Origin of the sequence: Sulfitobacter sp. SH24, from assembly GCF_965641895.1 — a bacterium.
GTDB classification, from domain to species: Bacteria; Pseudomonadota; Alphaproteobacteria; order Rhodobacterales; family Rhodobacteraceae; genus Sulfitobacter; species Sulfitobacter dubius.
On the sequence record NZ_CBFFKK010000001.1, the window covers coordinates 1 to 19,870 of the forward strand.

The 19,870-nt window shown below is 57.1% G+C and carries 18 protein-coding genes and 2 pseudogenes; 14 read left to right on the forward strand and 6 right to left on the reverse strand.

From position 1 onward, the window contains the following. Window positions 1-439 precede the first annotated feature (439 nt). Together ACSQ16_RS00005 and ACSQ16_RS00010 are read left to right on the forward strand one after the other, a co-directional pair. A complete protein-coding gene (locus tag ACSQ16_RS00005) occupies window positions 440-697 on the forward strand; it encodes a type II toxin-antitoxin system ParD family antitoxin (protein WP_435988261.1) in 258 nt (85 codons plus the stop codon). After that, a complete protein-coding gene (locus ACSQ16_RS00010) occupies window positions 694-1,029 on the forward strand; it encodes a type II toxin-antitoxin system RelE/ParE family toxin (RefSeq protein WP_435988262.1) in 336 nt (111 codons plus the stop codon). Before ACSQ16_RS00005 ends, ACSQ16_RS00010 begins: the two co-directional genes overlap by 4 nt. 6 nt (window positions 1,030-1,035) lie before the next feature. Here the strand turns inward: ACSQ16_RS00010 and ACSQ16_RS00015 are convergent, their stop codons facing one another. After that, a complete protein-coding gene (locus ACSQ16_RS00015; RefSeq protein ID WP_435988263.1) occupies window positions 1,036-2,085 on the reverse strand; it encodes a tyrosine-type recombinase/integrase in 1,050 nt (349 codons plus the stop codon). Between the two features lie 208 nt (window positions 2,086-2,293). Between ACSQ16_RS00015 and ACSQ16_RS00020 the strand changes: the two genes are divergently transcribed. The 10 genes and pseudogenes from ACSQ16_RS00020 (at window position 2,294) to ACSQ16_RS00065 (ending at window position 12,042) form a co-directional block, all read left to right on the forward strand. Beyond that, window positions 2,294-2,833: a DUF1403 family protein gene (locus tag ACSQ16_RS00020; RefSeq protein WP_435988264.1), complete on the forward strand. Its 540-nt coding sequence runs from the start codon at window positions 2,294-2,296 to the stop codon at window positions 2,831-2,833. 23 nt (window positions 2,834-2,856) lie between these two features. Beyond that, window positions 2,857-3,231, forward strand: coding sequence for a DUF1403 family protein (locus tag ACSQ16_RS00025; protein WP_435988265.1), 375 nt, complete (start codon window positions 2,857-2,859; stop codon window positions 3,229-3,231). Between the two features lie 11 nt (window positions 3,232-3,242). After that, window positions 3,243-3,578: pseudogene (locus ACSQ16_RS00030) on the forward strand (SMC-Scp complex subunit ScpB); the annotation flags it as partial. Between the two features lie 72 nt (window positions 3,579-3,650). After that, window positions 3,651-4,353, forward strand: a pseudogene (locus tag ACSQ16_RS00035) (IS6 family transposase). 663 nt (window positions 4,354-5,016) lie between these two features. Then, the gene (locus ACSQ16_RS00040) at window positions 5,017-5,184 is read left to right on the forward strand and encodes a hypothetical protein (protein WP_435988266.1); all 168 of its coding nucleotides are present in this window, start codon (window positions 5,017-5,019) and stop codon (window positions 5,182-5,184) included. 1,705 nt (window positions 5,185-6,889) lie between these two features. After that, window positions 6,890-7,234 (forward strand): plasmid mobilization protein, encoded by a 345-nt coding sequence (locus tag ACSQ16_RS00045; RefSeq protein ID WP_243263365.1) that lies wholly within the window; start codon window positions 6,890-6,892, stop codon window positions 7,232-7,234. Beyond that, a complete protein-coding gene (locus tag ACSQ16_RS00050; protein WP_435988267.1) occupies window positions 7,221-8,237 on the forward strand; it encodes a relaxase/mobilization nuclease domain-containing protein in 1,017 nt (338 codons plus the stop codon). The genes ACSQ16_RS00045 and ACSQ16_RS00050 overlap by 14 nt, the downstream gene beginning before the upstream one ends. A gap of 381 nt (window positions 8,238-8,618) precedes the next feature. After that, window positions 8,619-9,101 carry a hypothetical protein gene (locus tag ACSQ16_RS00055; protein ID WP_435988268.1) on the forward strand — a complete coding sequence of 161 codons (483 nt, stop codon included), beginning with the start codon at window positions 8,619-8,621 and terminating at the stop codon, window positions 9,099-9,101. Between the two features lie 87 nt (window positions 9,102-9,188). Then, on the forward strand, window positions 9,189-9,746 hold the full coding sequence (locus ACSQ16_RS00060; protein WP_435988269.1) for a group I intron-associated PD-(D/E)XK endonuclease: 558 nt from the start codon (window positions 9,189-9,191) through the stop codon (window positions 9,744-9,746). Between the two features lie 19 nt (window positions 9,747-9,765). After that, window positions 9,766-12,042 (forward strand): AAA family ATPase, encoded by a 2,277-nt coding sequence (locus ACSQ16_RS00065; RefSeq protein ID WP_435988270.1) that lies wholly within the window; start codon window positions 9,766-9,768, stop codon window positions 12,040-12,042. A 151-nt stretch (window positions 12,043-12,193) separates the two neighbouring features. On the opposite strand, the gene ACSQ16_RS00070 is transcribed toward ACSQ16_RS00065, so the two are convergent. Beyond that, entirely contained in the window at window positions 12,194-12,799 is a 606-nt protein-coding gene (locus ACSQ16_RS00070; RefSeq protein ID WP_435988271.1) for a hypothetical protein, read from the reverse strand. Between the two features lie 807 nt (window positions 12,800-13,606). Here ACSQ16_RS00070 and ACSQ16_RS00075 point away from each other — a divergent pair. Beyond that, window positions 13,607-15,013, forward strand: coding sequence for a sulfotransferase family 2 domain-containing protein (locus tag ACSQ16_RS00075; protein ID WP_435988272.1), 1,407 nt, complete (start codon window positions 13,607-13,609; stop codon window positions 15,011-15,013). A 96-nt stretch (window positions 15,014-15,109) separates the two neighbouring features. After that, window positions 15,110-15,946, forward strand: coding sequence for a sulfotransferase family protein (locus tag ACSQ16_RS00080; RefSeq protein WP_435988273.1), 837 nt, complete (start codon window positions 15,110-15,112; stop codon window positions 15,944-15,946). Between the two features lie 186 nt (window positions 15,947-16,132). Here ACSQ16_RS00080 and ACSQ16_RS00085 read toward each other — a convergent pair whose 3' ends face one another. From ACSQ16_RS00085 to ACSQ16_RS00100, 4 genes are read right to left on the reverse strand one after another with little or no spacing between them, the layout of a single operon-like run. Beyond that, window positions 16,133-16,885 carry an SDR family NAD(P)-dependent oxidoreductase gene (locus ACSQ16_RS00085; RefSeq protein ID WP_435988274.1) on the reverse strand — a complete coding sequence of 251 codons (753 nt, stop codon included), beginning with the start codon at window positions 16,883-16,885 and terminating at the stop codon, window positions 16,133-16,135. Beyond that, window positions 16,882-18,180 (reverse strand): TRAP transporter large permease, encoded by a 1,299-nt coding sequence (locus tag ACSQ16_RS00090; protein WP_435988438.1) that lies wholly within the window; start codon window positions 18,178-18,180, stop codon window positions 16,882-16,884. The genes ACSQ16_RS00085 and ACSQ16_RS00090 overlap by 4 nt, the downstream gene beginning before the upstream one ends. 22 nt (window positions 18,181-18,202) lie before the next feature. Continuing rightward, window positions 18,203-18,682, reverse strand: a complete 480-nt coding sequence (locus ACSQ16_RS00095) for a TRAP transporter small permease (protein ID WP_435988275.1) — start codon at window positions 18,680-18,682, stop codon at window positions 18,203-18,205. Between the two features lie 53 nt (window positions 18,683-18,735). Beyond that, on the reverse strand, window positions 18,736-19,740 hold the full coding sequence (locus tag ACSQ16_RS00100; protein ID WP_435988276.1) for a DctP family TRAP transporter solute-binding subunit: 1,005 nt from the start codon (window positions 19,738-19,740) through the stop codon (window positions 18,736-18,738). Window positions 19,741-19,870: the final 130 nt, after the last annotated feature.

Consider the following 19,870-nt stretch of genomic DNA (forward strand, 5'->3'; position numbering starts at 1 on the left):
ATAACAGAGTGTCCCATCGAACGCCTGTTCTAGCCTCGAGCGCCTGGATCAGCTGAGCCGCGCCTTCTTCACTCATGACTTTCTGAACTGCGATCAAGTCAAATCGGCTCGCGGCCTTTGCGACCGCGGTCAAATCCTTTCCGTCATCTCATCCGAGATGTTCGATATTCCAACTTGCAATAAAGGCATCCGCATAGATCGGTGAGGGAAGCTGAAATACAAAGATGAGCCACAGAAATTTTTACATGGTAATTCCGCCGTTATTTTTCCGCAGACGCGAGGCGACTCCATCCGATCGTCTTCAGCGCGGGGCAGGGGGCGCATAAATGAGATAGCGACGGGAGAAGAGGTTACATGACGGCAGTTCTTTGCCCAAGATCGGCCTCCGTTGACCGAAACTTAGAATTGGCATATATTGCCAATAAAGGAGGCCCGACCCATGGTGACACGCAACGTTGTCCTGACCGAAACCCAAGACCATCTGGTTCAAGCACTGGTGGCGTCCGGGCGCTACCAGAATGCGAGTGAAGCCATGCGCGCTGGCCTGAGGCTGCTTGAGCAGGAAGAGGCGCAGATCACGGGCGTCCGCCAAGTGCTTCTCGAAGGTCTCGCGCAGGCGAAGGCGAGTGAACTTGCTGAGGGCAGCGGCAAAGACGCGATCCGTAGGGCCTTTGCGACCGCGCGCGCCCGTTCATGAGCCGACCCTTTCGGCTGACCCGTCGGGCGGAAGCCAGCCTCACGGAAATCGCCAGATGGACGATTGAAACTTTCGGGCTGCGCCAAGCAGAGCTTTACGAGGCCGAGTTGCTCAACCGCTGTGAAAGTATAATGAATGGCCAAGCCCATAGTCAGAGTTGCGCAGTTCTCGTCGATGATGTCGAAGACCTACGGTTCATACGGGCAGGGGAGCATTTCTTGGTCTTTCTGGATCGATCGGACGAGGTCATCATCGTGGATATCCTCCATTCCCGCAGCGATCTACCTCGCCATCTTGCTTCGCTTTCGGCTTTGAGGTCCGAAGACTGTTGATCCGCGTCATAAGCCGGCTGCCTTCGTCAGGTTTACTCGGAACCGGTCGCGCCGGCGTTGATAGCGTCGGGTCATTTCGGCCGAAGCGTGTCCGAGCTGCTTCTGGACATAGCGTTCATCAACCTCTGCCGAACTGGCAAGGCCGGCACGCAGCGAATGACCGGAAAACAGGGCCAGGCGGTCTTTTTCGGGAAGGTCCGAACGGATACCTGCTCTCTGAACTGTCTGCTTGATGAGCCGAGCGACATGCTTATCCGTCAGCCGGGCCTCCAGCGCCTTTTTGCCATCGCGCGACGTTCTGACAAAAATTGGACCGAAGTTGATCTTGGCAAAATGCAGCCAATTCTCCAGCGCATGAACCGGGCAAGTCTGGTCCGACGATCCGCGGCCGATCTCGACCTCGCGCCAACCGTTTTTTGCGTTCAATGTAAGAAGCGCTCCATCATTTAGGATCTCGATCCAGCCAAGTGAATCCGGGGTGTCATCCTTGTGAGCGTCGAGGCTGATAATTTCCGACCGACGCAGACCGCCTGCATAACCGATCAGCAGGATGGCTCGGTCTCGCAGACCGCGCAGGTCGTAGGGCAAGGTGGCCACCATCGCCCGAATGTCCCCGGCAAGAATCGCCTCCTTCTGCACTGGCGGACGGGCGTGTTTGCGTTTGATACCGACCACCACTGTGGCGATATGCCGGTTCTTACGATCGAGGTTGAAGCCGCGTTGCTTGTAGTTCCAGCTAAGGCCAGATAGACGGCGCTCGATGGTCGAGACTGAGAGGGCAGGGGCCTTTCCCGTGGGTGCCGCCAAGTTGGCGAGGTAGAGCCCGATTATCTCGGGTGAAGGCGGCAAGGGCTCCGTTCCCTTCAATCTGCACCAGCGGGCAAAGTGCGCCCAGTATTTTGCATAGGCAGTCAGGGTGTTCTCAGAGGCCGCCTGCTTTGCATAGCCGCGTGCGGTTTCTACCAGCTGATCGAGGGTGCCTGAGCCAGCCACATGCGAGGGCAGGGTGATGCCATCACTTTTCTCTTGATAGCTCTCCGTCAACCTGAGCATCATCGGAGGTACTAGCGCGTGCTGAGCTTAACTTCTTGTCCTCTGTGGCCATGTTTCCCCCGAAAACTCAGTAGTATTGAGACTGTGCTGCGACAGTATCTCATAGCGTCCGATAATGTAAACTTATTGGACATAGCTGTGCACAACAAGGTGGGGCGTTTTACACAGCATTTTGTGGACGAAAGCGCCGTGATCAACTACTAATTTCGGCATGATACATCAGCGCGCCGCCATTTCGAACGACCTAAGTACCCTACCGCGGCTGCCGGGCTGGGTCGCCTCTGGACGTGTGGAAACCCTCGAAACTGTGGCCTTTCGGTCCGGGGCGGCGCTGGCGGTTCTGGATCAATTGATCGGCGACCAGAGGAATATCTTGCCGATAAAACTTTTGGCCAACCGGCTGGCGCTGAAGGCAGCGCTGGCAACCTCGAAATTGGAGGGCCGCTTGGCGCGGGAGGCTGATATTCGCGACGCGTTCCATCTGACACCTCCCGGCGCGGCGCGGGGCCCGGATGGCGATCTGTTAGCTTTCTGGCGCGATGGAGGACGGCTTCGTCCGAGAAGGACCCGGGCGATCGGCGATCTGGTTGGAGTGGAGTACGCGGGCGAGATGGGTGTCTGGTTGAATGCGGGGCAAGAACATTCCGGAAGCCGTGGCCACTGGCGGGTTGCGTGGCGGTCCTACGCGCTGTGCTTAGCGCTGATGATCGGGCAGAGCGGGTCGCTTGCCTGCTCTCGGACTTTGTCCTAGCGCGGGCTCTGAATTGAAAGGAGGTGCTACCGGTTTCGGCCCAGCATCTGACGAAGGCGGTACTACGCGACCTGACCGCGGAAGGGCAGGGGGCAGAGCTGGTAGTGCAAGCGCGGCTCTTGAAAAGCATCGAGGATACAATCCGAATGGCACGGGACCTCGCCCGTCGGGCGGAAGCGCTTCGCACCGGGTCGCCAAAGTTACGGGCCAAAGGGTCGGATGCGGCGGTCGAGCTGTTCTTGACCGAGGATGCAGTGGCCCCGGCGTATTTGCTCTCTCCAAGAGTTCGCGGGACCTCGATCCTGATGACCGATCGCGCCGCGCGGCGGTTCTGTGATCGGCTGGTCGAACTAGGTGTAGCACATGAGCTTACCGGGCGGCCTACGTTCCGACTTTAAGGGATTGCGCCATGACGACTGCGACCAGGAAAGAGAATTCGACAGATGAGCGCAATGCCGGCTTTGACCGGGAACTCAGTGATCTCCCGCCGGAGTTGCGCTGGCGCGAATGGATGGGGCGGATCGAGGCGGTACTTCTTGCGAGCGCCTCGCCGGTTGGACGCGAGGATCTTGCACGTGTGGTCGGGCAGGGGGCTTCGGTCGAGTTGCTGATCGAGGACATCCAAACCGCGCTGGTCGGCCGTCCCTATGAGTTGGCACAGGTGGCTGGTGGATGGATGTTCCGCACTAAGACGCAGTTTGCGGATGCTATCAAGGCGGCTGCCGATCTTGGTGATCAGTCCTTGGCCTTCACCGGGTGTTGTCACGTTACCGAGCCTTAGGTTGCTGGTGCATTGATCTGGGCGTAGGCGGTGTCGATGCAGGCATTGAAAATCAGCTACAAGCGCCATCGGCTTCCACCTCAGATCATTGCTCATGTTGTCTGGCTCTACGCCCGGTTCAACTTGATCCTGCGCGAGGTCGAGGAGTTGATGCTGGAACGTGACGTGGACGTTTCGCATGAAACGATCCGGCGCCGGACCGTCAAGTTCAGCCCGCTGGTCGCCCACGTTCTACGGCGACGGCAGCCGCGCCCCGGCGATGTCTGGCACCTGGACAAAGTCGTCGTGAAGATCGCGAGCCAGTCATACTGGCTCTGGCGCGCCGTCGACTAACACTTTGTCGCTCTTAAGGAAATCCTCCAACCGAGGCGAGAAAAGCGCGCCGCAAAGCGGCTTTTGATCAAGCAAATGAAACGTTGGAGCTTCGTGCCCAAAAGGATCATTACGGACAAATTGCGATCCTATGGCGCCGCAAAACGTGAAGTCGGGCCCGGCCTTGATCATTGGTCCCACAAGGGGCTGCAATAACCGTGCAGAAAACAGCCATCTCCCTTTTCGAAAACGAGAGCAGGTGATGCAGGGTTTCCGATCGCCTGATAGCTTACAACGCTTCGTCTCGATGCAATCTGCAGCCCGTAATTCCTTCTCCGTACCAGCCCGTTGTCGTTCCGCTCTTACTATCCGTTACCATCGGCTAAAAGCATTCGAGGCGTGGAAATCTGCGGCAAACGTCGCCTAATCAACGATCGGCATGCCAACTTGCAATCTCGGCGAGTTAACGTGACAATACCAAGATTGGTGCTCAACAAGCATCATGTGCGATCTTCATAATTCTCCAAATGAGCGACCGCATCCGAGATTTTGGAGCGTATTTCCACAGCATCACTTTCGGTCGCAGAAAAACTGGCTTCAATCTATCAGTGTTACTGGAAAGGCTCTCTCGTTCTGATTCAGCTACTGGGTAATGTCCAACGCGGTGGACATGCTGGGAGGTAGAGATGGACTGTGAAAAGGGTTGCGCGTAGTGAGATCGTAGGAGTGACTTCCCACGCACATCGTGGAAAAGATCAGATGGCGAGGTCTCCCTGATAGATCCTGTCTCCCGTCATGAGGCATTCTCTTCGGCCTGCTTGTGCTGAGCCAGTTAAAAATGAGGCCCCTCCGCAGAGGAACTGGGCAAATTCACCTCCCACCACAAATTTTTGCAGGGCTTGAGCGTCCAGCTCGTTCTGACATGTGTTGTCTCTAAAGCGAGTTAGGCCTTCCAGCCGACTGCAGACACTTCCAGGCCATGTCTCTGCTGCTGAAGCAGAAACACCTGGCCCAAGATCACGCTCATTTCCTGCATGGTTCGGGATGCTAAGTCCACCATGCTTGCTGAGCCGACTCGCCTACGGAGAACATGCAGTGCGCTGCTTTGCATCCGATCGATCAGTTCCGCACCTTCGTGGTGCTTCGGGAGAAGGGTAAGGGCGCTGAAGAGAAAGAGGCCGCGTTCTTTGTCACTCCGCTGGTGGTAAGACAGCGCCTGAAACTCGCTGTCTGGCCCCTGCCCTGCTCGATCGTCTGATCGCCGACAAGCTTCAGTCTAAAGCCGAAGCGATCGTGACCAAAGGTTGGAGATTGCCGAGAACTCGCCTGACCTTTCCTATGCCTAAAGCGGCGGTTTGCGCAGGCAGAGCGAAGATCCAAAGAAAGATGTCGAAAGCGCGGCGCATGCCAAGCTGCTTGCCGATTACCGGGTGCTCGAGAAGGAATACGACCGCCAAGATGAATTTTCTGTAGAGAACTATGCGGTTCCTGGCAGTTGGAAATCGCGATGGACAAGGACGGGGCCCGGGCGCTGGTTTTCGAAGCGGATGAGTTCGTACGGGCAGGGTGTTCGTGACGCGTGACAGATCTTGCAATTTGGACATTGATTGGATGAGTTGAAGGACTCTATCAAGATAGTTGAGCTCTCAAACCCGATCCAGGTAGAGAAAACAGAGAATGGCTTTGAGCCTTCTCAGGATTATCGGCGGCTATTGGCCGACGGTACAGCCGTATCCCCGCCGCGATGGCCACCCGCGGGGAACCGCTTGTTGGCCTCTATCGCAAAATGGTCGACGAGAACCTGATCCGAAAAGATCTATCCTTTGGCGAAATGGCGCGGTTTGCACTGTCCTATGCACGCGACGAGGGCATCGATGCGACAGAGGCAGTCCCATCACTCCATGCCTCAGCCCTAAAACAAAAGAGGACCTATATCCGGCAGTTCGCTTGCGTACCGGAGGCTCTTGAGGGCGCCGTGCTCTACCCCGAAGCGAGTTCCTCGCGCCTTAGGGCTGGACCCTCTATAAGCTAATTGAGGGGCGTCCCGAACTGGCAAAGGATATTTGAGAACGCCTAAATGGGCATCCCGAAAAGAACAAGGATGCCGAGTTGAGGTCGGCCCGGGATACGCTGGCTGAGCCGAGAAAGGCAGGTTCAAAGGGGGAAAACGGTGTCCAGAACCTCTTCTGAGGATGGGCCTTCCGGCAGGTGAAGCGCAGATGACCGCCTTAGATGGGAAAGTCGAGTTGCTCTTATAGCGGGACTTCTCAGCCATTCCAAAGGCGCAGCTTTAGCAAGGTATTGAAGCGTTCATGACACTGCGAAACGCTAATATCTGACGAAACTGCATACTGCGACCTTTCCCGATGGTGTTATAACATATCATGTCATGGCAAGGATAATGCCTCTGTTCGCTTAGCATTCCTTAACCGACCGAGCCAGGGGAGCGTGGTATGAGTGAAAAGAGCATAGTGATTGTCGCGGGCTAGGGGGCCTGGGCAAAGGCAGACAACAATTCTGCTTTGGAAACGGCCGAACACGTCGCGGCTCAGAAATGGGCGCTCATCGCGTTGTTCACCTTGAAGTGCCGGTGCTGATCAAATTGCTGATGGCATTCTTAACAGATGCGATCGCAGAATACGCGCCTGATCATTGGTTGGGCTTTGGCGCTGCGCCCTGGGGGCTGCGGCATTCGAATTGAATGCGCTCGGAGGTTTCGTGCGCGTAACCTCCTTCAACCCACGGACCAATTGGGTTTCGCAGGCGGTTCATACAGCAGGCGTTATCGACGTAAGATGAGGCCTTGCCCTGCAGCTTTTGGGTTCACTGCAGACCTTCTTGCGTTCTTTTTCCGCGATTTTAAGGTTTCCCGACCACTTGCTTCTTTGAGGCCGATTTTGGCGGGCAAGCAATGTTGATGTAACACGTTTGTTCGGATCGCGCCTCTAAACAAGAGGTGAAATATGAGCAGAAAAAAAGATAAGAAAGTAAAGCACTTTACGGTTCGCGTAACACAATCTGAACGAGACGCGCTCACGAAGCGTGCGGCGGGCAGGTCGCTTTCTGATTACATTCGGAAGCATGTACTGGGCAAGAAATCACGTCCGCCATTGCGATCGGCTGAGAAGCAAGCCCTCGCGCGGCTGAGCCGGATGGGTGTTGTCGTCAGTGATTTTATCCAGCACGTCGCGACGCATGGCACGCTTAAGCGGGGGGAAGTCATTAAGTTTCTGGGTGGGATGGAGGATGATCTGCATGCCGTACGGCTTGCCATCCTTAAGGGCGGAGCTGACGATGGCGATTGCTAAAATCTCTCGCCCGCGCGGCCCGGGACCGACGGTTCGCTACATCGTCGGTCCCGTTGATCATGCCGGACGGGAACGGGGCCAGGTTGCCGTCATTGGTAGCACGATCGGCAAGAGGCCCGACACGGCGATTAAGTTCCTCGGCGAGGTTGCCAAACTGCGACCGAGACTTAGGCGCCATCTTTACCATGTGTCGATTTCCGTGCCGCCAAACGACCGAGAACTGTCGCGCTCTGGCTGGGCTGCGATCGGCCGGGCTTGGTGCGAGGGCATGGGAATCGAGAATTATATGATCGTACTTCATGACGCTCATATCCATATCATCGGTTCCCGTATCCGCCTCGACGGTACAGCAGTCTCTGACACTTTTGACTACCGGCGCAGCGAGCTGCTGCTGCGCACAATCGAAACCCAATTCGGGCTCGCGCCCACGCGCTCATCGCATCTGGTAGATCGGGCCCGAGGAGTGCCGCATCAGCGCGCGCGCACGCTGAAGGAGGTTCACGCGGTCAGAAGGGATGGGAGGTCTCACAAAGACTTCATACGCCAGTCGATTGATGACGCACTCGCTGAAGAGATTGACGCGGCACAATTGAGAACAGTTCTGGCAGAGGCTGGCATCGAGATGATGCTTGAACAGGCCGCAGATGGCGCGGGCTATGTTCTGTTCGGTTTCCAGGGGCGGTCGTACGGCGCGCGCAGCTTGGGGCAGGGGTATAGCTTGACCAACCTGCTTGTCAGAGGTTTGCAGCTTAGCGCGCCTCAGAATGCTCGGGCGCAGCTGCCAACGCCCCCATGGGCGCTCGATGAGGGGGTGAGCCGCAAAAAGCCACAGGGTGCAGGGCATCACGAAGACGCGCTCCGGCGGCTGCGTGGTTTTGGCCGAGAAGCCCATCAGGTCATTGACCGTTACAGGGCCCGTGACGGGGCGCAGCACCCGTCGCCCGGTTCTGACCCCTCTGGGGCGGGGCCAGAACCGGAGGAGAAGCCTCCAGATGTCAGCTAGCGACGTGATCGCAGCCTGATCTTTTGACCCCGCCCGAGGCTCACACAGGGGCCAGTTTCATATTTCTGGGGATCATAGTCTTATTTCATATTTTCGTTGTTCTCGATCCAGTCTTTGATCATTCGGCGGATCATTTCAGGCCGTGTGGGCAAGTCGTCCTCTTCTTTCCGAAGGTCGTCTATCTTTTTTATGATATCGTTATGGAGCCTGAGCATAATGCCGGATGAATCGACGGGAGGGCGGCCTTTTTTTACCATTTTACAACAGTTTCTCTCATTTGGAGTTGACTTATTGATATAATGGTATCATAATGAGGCGAGCAAGACAAGGGCGGCAACCCTTGCCTTGCTCTAAACACAACGATCTAAACAGGAGATCATTATGCCTAAGGACTATTTTAACGATCACATTGAACGAGCGACAGGCGAAACTTCTAAAGCCTCGCCGCAATCTTTGATGTTCGAGCGCTTGATCAGCAACCTGCAGTCGACGCTTGAAGAAGAGGTTTTCTTTGACGATTCCGATTGGCCGAGCGGTTTTGATTGGCACCATGAGGCCGATGCCGTCTGGGAAGGCCTGGCGGAGGAAGCCACGTTGCTCGCCACCTTCCGGACACGCCGGCCCACGGATCGTTTGCTGTGCCGCGCCGCGGGAGTGATCCGCCGCGCCATTTGGGCCAGCTCGCCGATGGAGCTTAAGGCGGCGCGGATTAATCTGGCAAAACTGATGCAGAACCCGGCCGCGCCTGGCGTTTACTTCATGCTGGAGGAGGCGGAGCTTTGTCTCGAGCAGATGGCAGAGCGCGCAGAGGCTGAAGACCAAGAGCCCCCGGAAGCCGATCTCGGTCTTTCGCCAGAGGCGTAACCCTTCAACGTTCTCAGATTTCTGTCCCTGACCGGCGCCGTGATGGCAGCCGGTTGGGTGATCTATTGCCATCAAAGGAGAGATAGGATGACCCACCAACCCCTTTTGGATGGGTTCGAAGAGGTGTTTCACGCCCCTTCGAGCGCGTCCCATCAAGACCTGCTTCAGTTCCCAAAACTCGATGCAGAGACCCTGCGCTATCACGGCAAGAAGTTTGGTCGGGCCGGCGAGTTGCTCGTTGAAAGCGTGTTCTTGAGCCTCGGGGTGCATAGCGTCGGCGTAGCAGAACATCTGCCTTTTGACTGCGTCGTGTTTCTCGAGCAGGGCGTTCTTCGCGTTCAGGTTAAAACGGCCACACGTCAGCGGGCTGGCTGCTTCAATTTCAACGTGTCGCGCGGATACCACCGTTCTCCGGGCGGCGTGCGCGGCTATGCGGAGAATGACTATGATCTGCTGGCGCTCGTTTGCCTGTCAGAGAACGTGGTCAAGTTTTCCGCAGATCGCCGCCGCGCGCAGGTCGTCGGGATCGAGGAGATTGAAAGGCTCAGGCGTCAGCCCGGCGCGAGTTTCGTGGCTGCGTTAAGCGCGCTTGGGGTGGATCAAATGGCCCCAGCCCCTGCCGGCCCTGTGCCGTTTTGCTATTGAATTGAAGGGAGCGCAGAATATGACCGAGCTCTTGAACCAACCCCCGCTTTTTCCGAGCGTATTTTCCGCAAATCTGGCGCGCTCCACTGTTGCTGCGCTGCGCGAGAGCGCCCTGTCTGAGTGGAGATCGAATGCAGAGCGTTTTTATGATTATGGAGACGAGGAAGCTGACGGAGAAGCCTCCATTGATCTCTTGCAGCCGCCCCTGCGCCAAGTTTTTGAAGATGATATGCGGCGTAGCTCCGATGGGTTCGAGGGGCCACCCGCGGCAGAAACCATGACCGCTGCCGAGATCGAGCGGTGTTTTGCTGCTGGTGACGACCCTTGGGCATGTGCTGACCTGGAGGTTTCTCCGCTTTGGGAAATCAATCCCAGGCCCGCCGCTGTTCTGGGCACGATCTTAATGTGCGCCATGGTCGAAGACGAGCAGGCTTTGGCGAAGATTTTCCGGCCGGGATGCATCACCTTAATGCTTTGTCCTTCAGGTCAGATGCGCTCACAGCTTGAGAGTGTTGCGACCGAAGTTCTATCGCATTGGCAGGGGAGGCCGCCTTGCCCCTCGAGCCAGCAGGCGGCGCACCATGTCTATGAAAGCGGGACAAGCATCGTGGCGTCGGACCAGAAGCGATCGGTTCCAAAATTCCGGCAGGCGATTGATAAAAGTCTGATGCGGCATGTGCCTGTTGTGGCAGTCTGCGGTGCGAAGAACCAGCTCTCGCCGGAGCAACAAAGCCTCGTCCATCAAACCTTCCGCTGGCCTGGAATTTCCCCGGCGGCTGTTATCGAAGTGCTGCGGTGCACGCATAGCAATACCCGGCAACTCGCTGATTATGAGCTGCTCAGACGGCTGCCAGACGAGGCCGCGCTGCGGCGTCTCGAGCCGTTGCAAATTGCTGCGGCCTTCGAAGAGACGACGACCCTTCGTGTCGCGGATCGTCTTTCGCAGATTACAGCCGCACAGAGGGGAGGGCTCTCCATCACTTTGGAGGACGTCAAAGGACTTGGGGCGGCAGTACGACCTTTAGAGCAAATGCTGGCAGACCTTACAGATTGGCGAGAGGGCAGGGCGGTCTGGTCAGAGGTTACGCGCAGCGTTCTGATGTTCGGGCCTCCGGGAACGGGCAAGACGATGCTCGCGCATGCATTGGCTGGTTCTGCCGGGATTCCGATTGTCGCGACATCATATTCTGACTGCCAGCGACACGGGCATCAGGGCGATATGCTTGCCGCTCTTTCTGCGGCCTTTGAACGGGCTGCTCAGCAGGCACCTTCGGTTTTGTTTATTGACGAGATCGATAGCTTCTCTGAGCGCGCTTCTGGCAAGCAAAGTGACGGCTACCTGCGCGGGGTGGTCAATGGACTCTTAGAGCAAATCAACCATGCGGCTCAGGTGGAAGGACTTGTCCTGCTCGGTGCGACCAATCATCTGCAAGATGTGGACGCCGCGATCACCCGGAGCGGGCGGTTCGACGTGAAGTTGGAGATCCCCCTACCGAACCGTGCCGGACTTCTGGCAATTATCGCCGCTAAATTGAAGCTCGAGAAGGACTCCGAGTTGGACCTGCGCCCAATCGCAGACCGCCTTCTCGGCGAACCGGGCGCCACCGCCGAGGCAATTGCGCGTGATGCGCTTGGCAAAGCGCGCGCGGAACGGGCCGCATTGGCGCAGCGACACTTGGAGGCTGCGGTAGATGAGATCGCGCCCTCGCTTGATCCGGCTCTACTGCGCCGGGTTGCCGTCCATGAGGCGGGACATCTGATCGCGGCCCTGTTGTCGCCCTTGCCGACCCCTCTTGGAGCTTGGGTAACGGCGCGCGGTGGGCAGGTTACGCCAGCCCCTCTGCCTACGATCACCCCTAAGCTTGCGGAGGCAAAACTCAGAATGTGCCTTGCAGGCCGCGCAGCGGAGAGATTGGTGCTGGGCGAGGCGGCCAACGGTGCCGGGCTTGGGGCGGCCAGTGATCTTGCACAGGCAACCCGCCTGGCTTTGGAGATGGACCTGAACTGGTCGTTCGGGAGCGCGGACTTGGTTTGGCGAGATGCGCGGCAGGTGGATTTTGACCGGCTTCCTCTCAGCACGCAGCGGAGGATCGAGGCACAGCTACAGCATGCAGACATGGCTGTGAGCAATTTGCTCGCAAACAACCTGCATGGTCTCAACCGGATCGCCACTGAACTGATCTGTCGAAGGGAACTGACCCAAAGCGATTTGAATGAGCTTTCCAAAGGGATGCTGCCTTCGCCGAGCTTTGAAGGCCCGCCCTCCGAAGGGGAATGTCTGGGCCATAGGGCGTAATGCCAACGTTCCGTCCGGTGGGCGGAGGGTCTTCTTTGTAAGACCATACGCATAGTACATCTTCGGCTGGTTCCTGAGAGCGCTCTGGCGGCCCGTTGAATGCATGCGGTGCTCTGCGTCTGTGCTTTGCGGAGGCTAATAAGCAGATCGCTCATGCCACCAGGCTCTGTGTTAAATGCTCACCCCCGGCTCTGAAGCCCCGTGTCGCATGGCGGATTATATCCTCATGTGCAGCTGGCCGGACGATGACGTCTCTGAACGCCCGTTGATTGATGTAGCAATAATCGCGTTGAGCGTGGATCAGCCGCCAGCCGTCGTGTACACGCCGCAGAACAACAAAGGTCGTTATGCTCCTGCCAATCTGTGCGCGTGACGCTTTTTTCCCGCCAGGTCGGTACCGCACCAAGGTGCCGGCTCTGTTTTTGACTTTAATGCCATGGGCGTCCAACAGGTCTTCGAACTCTTGGGCGAGAGCAATCAGCCTATCAGCGCAAATGGTGTTGGCCCATGCCTTGCCGTTCACCTGCCCGAGCGCTGTGGCCAGCTTAGAGTGCATCGCCAGTTCAAGGTCGCGCTTTACGCGCTCCTTCTGCGCGATGGTGGTATGAAGCGCGTCAATCTGCTCAGGCGGCAGTGACGTCAGGCAATCTTTGGTGTTGTGCTGCGCCTGATCGCGTTTGGCTTTGAGGACCTCAATCTGCGAGGCCAGTGTGCAAATCTCATTGTTAAATTTTTGGCTCGTAACGACATAGTTCATAGTTCAAATTCCATTATAAGTGTTGTTGTGGAAGAGGCCGCCGGCACCTTTGCTGCGCTGGCTTTTCCAAAGGGGAATGTAACCGAACGTGTTTAAGGGATGATTAAAATGGGCGGGCATTTGGGGGAGGGCGGCTTTTGCCCGATCTCAAACGTCCCCATCGCACCGGTTCGCTTGTGCCAGATAACCTGCGATCCGGCACGGGTGTTTAGCCATCCCCCTCTCAGTCGCAGATTGACAGATTTTGCGATCGCATGTTTGGCTGCGTTTGCGCTCGGCGCGTAAGCAAGCAAGCTTGGTGCGCGGGCCCTGAAAGAGCGTATCGTTCGAACTGTCGGGCTGTGTCGAGATATGTAAGGGTAGGCCACGCCCATCTCGGGTGGGGCTTCGTTTGGTTGGTCTATATGGTCGCTAGGAATAGGGGCCGGCGCTTACGGACGCGGAGGTCCTTTTGGCTAGAATAACATGGAAAGAACCGGATCGAAGGCGTGGCGCAAAGCTTTGGTTGTTCCGGCCGATTTGCTGGTTGCTAGGACATGGTATCTATCAAGCGGATGGCGAAAGCTGGATGGAAGCTGAACTGCAATGCCCCAGATGTGGGTGCAGGTTCCTCCGCTAGGAAACAAAAGCGCAGCAGTGTTCGAGCCCCAAGCATCGTGGCGCTGCTTGGCCGCTCGCTCGTCGACGCAGCCGGGCAGCCATGTCCGCAGTGGTCAGGTTGCGTATCCGAGCACTTGGCTCGGCTTTTTCTCTGGCTTCGATTAAAGCAGTCAATGTATAAACTTTTGACAGTACGTCAGGAACCAGATGACAAACTTCATAATCGGCGATCCGCGTATTGTTTTTATCCACCTGCCTAAGACCGGCGGGACGTCTGTGCGGGATGCCTTAGGCAAACTCGAAGGGCGTTATTTTGGGCATGTACCAGAGCGGTTTCGCGGACGACCTGGTCTTGCAGTTGTGCGTGAGCCTAAGGCCCGATTCCTATCAGCGTTCCGGATGTTCAAGTTCGGAAACAAGCTTGAAGGAGACTATTATGCTGAGCCGCGCTGGCCTGACCTTACAATTTCTAAGGCGCTTGATGTGCTTGAGGACCCATGGGTCGGCTTTGACCGAAGTCACCGAGACCTAGCTTGGAACTTCAAACATCATATTATCCCGCAAACCCACCCATTCAATTGTCTCTTCTATGCAGATACCATTCTGAGGTTTGAGACCCTAGAGGTGGATTTTGCAGCATTCTGCTCGGGACTAGGTTTGGCCACACAGTTGCCCCGCTTGCGCGCCTCTCGTGGGGGGCAAAAGCATGAAGAGACTTGGAACGCTGAGGATGTAGCGCGGTTCATGCGGCTCTTTGAACGGGATTACCGAATATTGAACTACGCGACCCCCACGACGGTCGGTAAGAAGGGTATCACTGAGCTCAAATCTATAAAGCCTAAAGAAGACACGATATATGATCTTTGGTCTGTCTATTTTTCTGATCAAAAGGTCTTTGTCGCGGCGGTTGCCGATGCGCTACCGGATGCAAACTGTGCACTTGAGCCTTTTGCCGATGAGATCATTCCAGGCGCTCCCAGTGGCCCTTGGGCGGGGCGGTCGAAAGACTTGATCGCACATTTCCGGAAACTTCAGCCTGAATTCGCGGGCGCCTCTCGTCTTTCGCATCTGCTGGCTTGTACAATTGTGGTGCTGCGCAGAGACCCGAACTGCGAGAAGGCTCTGACGCTCTTTTGGCGCATTCTGGATGAGCAGTTTGAGGTGATCCGATCAGAACTATCTCTGCGGTGGCTGGTGTCGATTGCCGATACGATCGCGGATTTTGGGCGGAGCTCGGGGGAGCGTGCGGTCGGCATGAGCGCCAGTATCTACGCCAATACTGCCAAGCTGCATGAAAGTGATCTCAAGCTCTTCTATCCGAAGCGGCCTTGGCCGCCCCTTAAGCGATTTACATCAGGAGGTGAGCTCTTTGATGGAATGCTAACCTATTGGGTGGAGAAAGGCGATATGATCGACAATATGTTTGCGCGGTCCATGAGGGTAGCGGCTTTAGAGCCGACAGCTGGAAAGGTTCTAATGGAGGTTATAGAGCGGTTGAAGCTCGGTCCTACTGTTTACCGGCGATTCAGCCGGATATCGGGCGTGACAGCAGCGCCGATCTTAGAAGATAAGATCAAAGATCGATTGCAGCGGATACTCAAAAAGAATGGTTGAGCGCGGTCGTTCGGACTTTACCGGTGATGATTTGGTAAAGAAGGGATTTGATCTGACCTTGGTCATGTTCGAGGCTGATATGATCAGTGGTTTCATATGAATAAAGGGCGCAAACCAGAGATCTTATGTATCGGGGCGCAGAAGGCAGGTACGTCTTGGCTGCATGTGACCTTGGCGACAAGAAGAGACATCTGGGTCCCGCCCTTCAAAGAGCTGCACTTCTTTGACCACAAGTTCATTGCGGAGTGTCGTCGGTGGGCACCTTGGCATGTCAGGCAGGGACTGCAAATGGCCCGAGACCGTCACTTTGCCACTACGGTATCGCCCGATGAGACCTATCTAGAGTACCTTGATCGCCTCCAGACCGCGCCGATTTTAAATGGCACGTGGTATAAGTACATATTCTCTCGAGCTGAGGTCGACCAAAAATGCTTGGACGTCACCCCAGAGTACTCTTGTATTCCAGACGAGGGGGTGGACTTCTTCAAGCGGTTCTTGCCGCGTGGAAAGCTGATTTACATCATTCGCAACCCCTTAGATCGCCTGAAGTCTCAATTGCGTATGAATGCGCACCGCAAGAAAAAGTTACCGTCTTCATCAAAGGAGTGGGAGGACTTGTTGGACATGCCAGCGCTTCAGACGAGAGGTGACTACCTCAACAACGTACCTCGTTGGGACGCACGGTTTGCGCCAGAACAATTGCTATATTTGCCGTATGGGAGAATCGCGAAAGATCCTCTGGGGACGTTGCGCAAGATCGAGCAGCATTGTGACCTACCTCCTTTTGAGTATCCGCAAGCAAAGGAGAGGGTCCACCAGACGAAACCGTTGCCACTGCCTGAACATGTCGTGGCACGGCTAAAAGCAATAGCAGCCCCCCAGGCTGCCTTCCTTCAAGATCGTTTCGGCAAGGCCTTCTACGAGGAGACTTAAGGCTGTTTGGCCAACGTCGTCACAACGTAAGTGAAAGAACGGTCATGGGCTCGCTCTAGACGATCCTTGTAGGCAGAGAAAACGGCTATCTTTTGAGTGCATCAATCTTAGGCGCGTCGATGCCGTGACCTTTGGGTACTAAGATATGAAAAGTGAGCTCCGGCGTTCCCGACCGGGCTTAGCCGGTCAGTCTCGAAGTGCGGGCAAGCCTACGCCTGTGGCTTCAAACCCACCATCGGAGGCCACCACTTGCCCAGTGACATAGCTCGCACGGTCGCTTGCGAGAAAACATATGACATGCGCGATCTCTTGCTCGGAGCCGTAGCGGTTGAGAGGAATCGCGTCGTGATAGGCTGCGCGTATTTCAGGCGAATGAACCGCTAGCGCGAGTTTTGTGTCCACCGGCCCGGGGCAAACACAGTTCGCACGGATCCCGACTTCACCGAGCTCTGCTGCTTGCTGTTTGGTCAAATGGATCACCGCGGCTTTGGATGTGCCATAGGCGACCCGCAGCGTTGAGGCGCGCAGACCGGAGATCGAGGCGATGTTGACGATTGAGCCGCCTTGGGCAGAGAGCAGAGCAAGGCAGGCTTGAGACATCAGAAATACGCCGTCGAGGTTGGTCTCCATGACGCGACGCCAGCGGGCGAAATCGGTCTCGGCCAAGGGGCCGAAATCGGCGACGCCTGCGTTGTTGACCAGAATGTCGAGGCGCCCGAAAGTTTGCTCCACCTCTGCGACGGCCTGTGCGACTTGCTGCGGGATCGAAACGTCACAAGTAATTGCGAGCGCGCGGGGGAGGGCGGCCGCGGCCTCTGCCAGCTCTTCCGCATCGCGGTCGAGCATGACAACGCGGCGGCCTTCGGCGTGGAAAAGCGCCGCAGTAGCAAGGCCAATGCCGCGGGCGGCACCGGTGATCAGGGCAACGGTATCGTTCATTTCAGTACCTCGGGGAGGAAGAGGGAGAGGGCAGGGACCGCCGCCACGATGGCGAGGCCGATGACGCTAATTGCGAGGAACGGCAAGGCGGCGCGGGCGATATGCTCCAAAGGTTGGCGCGTGATGTTTGCGGCGACGTAGAGATTGATTCCAACGGGCGGGGTGATCAGGCCGATGGCGAGGTTCACCATCACCAGCACGCCGAACCAGACCGGATCCCAGCCAAGTTCGCGCACCACCGGCAGGAAAATCGGAAGGGAGATGAACATGACCGTCACGGGGTCCATGAACATGCCTGCGATTAGGAGGATCAGCATGATGACCATCAAGATCACTCCCCCGTTCTCCGACAGGCCGAGCAATTGGTTGGAGTATTGGCCGACGAGATCTTCTACCGTCACGACCCACCCGAATAGACTGGCATAGGCGACCACCAACATAACGACAGCAGAGGAGGCGGCGGCTTCGGTTAGGGCGTCACAAAGGGCGCGGACCGTGAGGGTGCGGTAGGCGAATGCGCCTACCGCGATGGCGTAGACAGTTGCGACGAGGGCGGCTTCGGTCGGGGTGAAGATGCCGGAGTAGATGCCGCCGAGGATGACGACCGGGGTCATAAGGCCCCAAAAGGACTCCCGGAAGCTCTGCCCTAGGTCGCGCCAGTAGCCCTTGCTGGGCGGTGCGGGGGAGATTTTGTCCAGCTCTGCCCGGTTGGTCGATTTGATGAAGGGCAGGATGATCAGCATCAGCACGCCCATGAAAAGTCCGGGGATGATTGCCGCGATAAAGAGCGCGGAGATCGATGTCTCGGCAATAACGCCATAGATCACGAGGCCGATGGAGGGCGGAATGACGATCGAGAAGGCCGCGCCCGTGCAGACCAAAGCGGCGGCTGCGGCGCGAGGATACCCGTCTTCTTGCATGCCTTTGATGATCATCGGGCCGATGGCTGCGACAGAAGCAGGGCCCGAGCCCGAAACAGCGCCCCAGAAAAGGCAGACCACCGTGCCGACGACACCCATGCCGCCGGGTAGGTTGCCGATGAGGATGCGAAAGAAACGGATCATCCGCTCGGCGATGCCGAGGGTGCCCATCAAGGTCCCCGCGAGGATGAAGAAGGGGATGGCGAGCAGGGCGTATTTCGCGATGCCGGTGGCGATCAGATCGCCCGCTAGATCAAAGCCAAAGCCGATCTGCCACATGGCATACATGGCCGAAAGACCAAGCGCGAAGGCCACGGGCACGCGCAGGGCCATTAGCAGGAAGAAGGCGACGATCATTTGGGTGCCGGCACCCATGCTGAAGATATCAAACACTGGATTATGCCCGCGGTTCTTGGCGCGTCGCGCGCCAGATTTCTGCGGCATGTTGCAGGTAACGAATGATGATTAGCGCAAAGCCGAAGGGCAGGCCGATCTGATACCACCAGGCAGGCACGCCGAGTGCATAGCTGCGGATGCCGCTGCCGATCTGGTTCATCAAGGTGGCCCAAGAGAACCAAGCGGAGGCCGCCAGAAGGAGGACCGAGAGGATTACCGACAGCAGAAACACGGCCCGGGCTGCAGGGCGGGGCAGGAAATCGTGAACGATCGTGACCGCCAGATGCTGCCCCCGCCGCGCGGCAATCGCTGCGCCAAAGACGGTCAGCAGCAGAAAGCCGTTGGTCAACAGCTCTTCCGAGGCGGCGAAGGAATAATGCGTTGCATAGCGGACCACAACATTGATGAAACCGATCAGCGTCATGCCAAGAAACAGCACGGCACAGACGATCTTTTCAAACTCGTTCAGTAGAAATCGCATGGCTCCGACCCTCCCTGATCGGCGCGGCCCCGGTGCAGGGCCGCGCCGAAGCTTTAGTTCGCGGGCGTCGCGGCGATGGCGTCTTGGAAGCTACCGACGATGTCGGTGCCCACTTTGGCGGCCCAAGTGTCAAAAGCGGGTTTGGTCGCTTGGCGGAAAGCGGCCAGTTCCTCCTCGGAGGGCTCGTACACCTCCATCCCTTTGTCACGTAGGAACGCGACGCCCTCGGCAGTGCCTTCGCGGGTGATCTCGCGCTGGTATTCCATGGCTTCGGTTGCGGCTGCGCGCATCTGCTCTTGGGTCGCCTCGTCCAAATCGCCCCAGACTTCGGTCGAGACGCCAAGGAAGATCGGGTCATAGGAGTAGTGCCAAGCGGTCAGGTGTTTTTGCACCTCGAAGACCTGCTGGGGAATGATCACGGCCCCGATCGGGTTTTCCTGACCATCGACCACGCCCTGTTGAAGCGCGGTCATCGTCTCGCCCCATTGCATCTGCTGCGGGTTGGCGCCGAGCGCGTTCATCACGTCGATATACATCGGTCCGGCGACGCGCATGTTCAGACCCTTCATGTCTTCGGGGGTCTTGATTGGGCGGACATTGTTGGTGACCTCGCGGAAGCCGTTTTCGCCCCAAGCCAGCACCTCGATACCTTTGTCGCGCAAAATGTCTTCGAGCAGTTTCGCCGGTTCGCCTTGGGTGGTCGCGTCCACCTGATCGTAGTTGGCATAGAGATAGGGCAGCGAGAAAACGGCCATTTCGGGCACCAAGGGGGTCACGTTGATTGCGGAGGTGACGACGAGGTCAAGCGCCCCGCGGCCCACCATTTCGGCCTGTTTCATTTGGTCGCCACCGGAAAGCTGCGCGTTGGGGAAGACGCGTACGTCATAGGCGCCGTCTGTTTTCTCAGACAGAAGCTCACCGAATTTTTCGGCCCCCTTGTGCCAGGTCGTGGTGTCGCCGGTGTTATGCGACAGACGCAGGGTGTCGGCGCTGACCGCGCCGGAGAAGACGGCGGTTGCGAAAATTGCGGCGAAGCCCGCCTTTGAAATCATTTTCATAATAGTTCCTCCCTCATTGAGCCATAATATGGAACAGAGTTCAGCTGTTCGGGCAAGATATTTCTTGCAATCAATGGAAGAATGCGCAGTTCTTTGTGTCTAAACCCCGGAATGCCGACAAAAGAGGTCC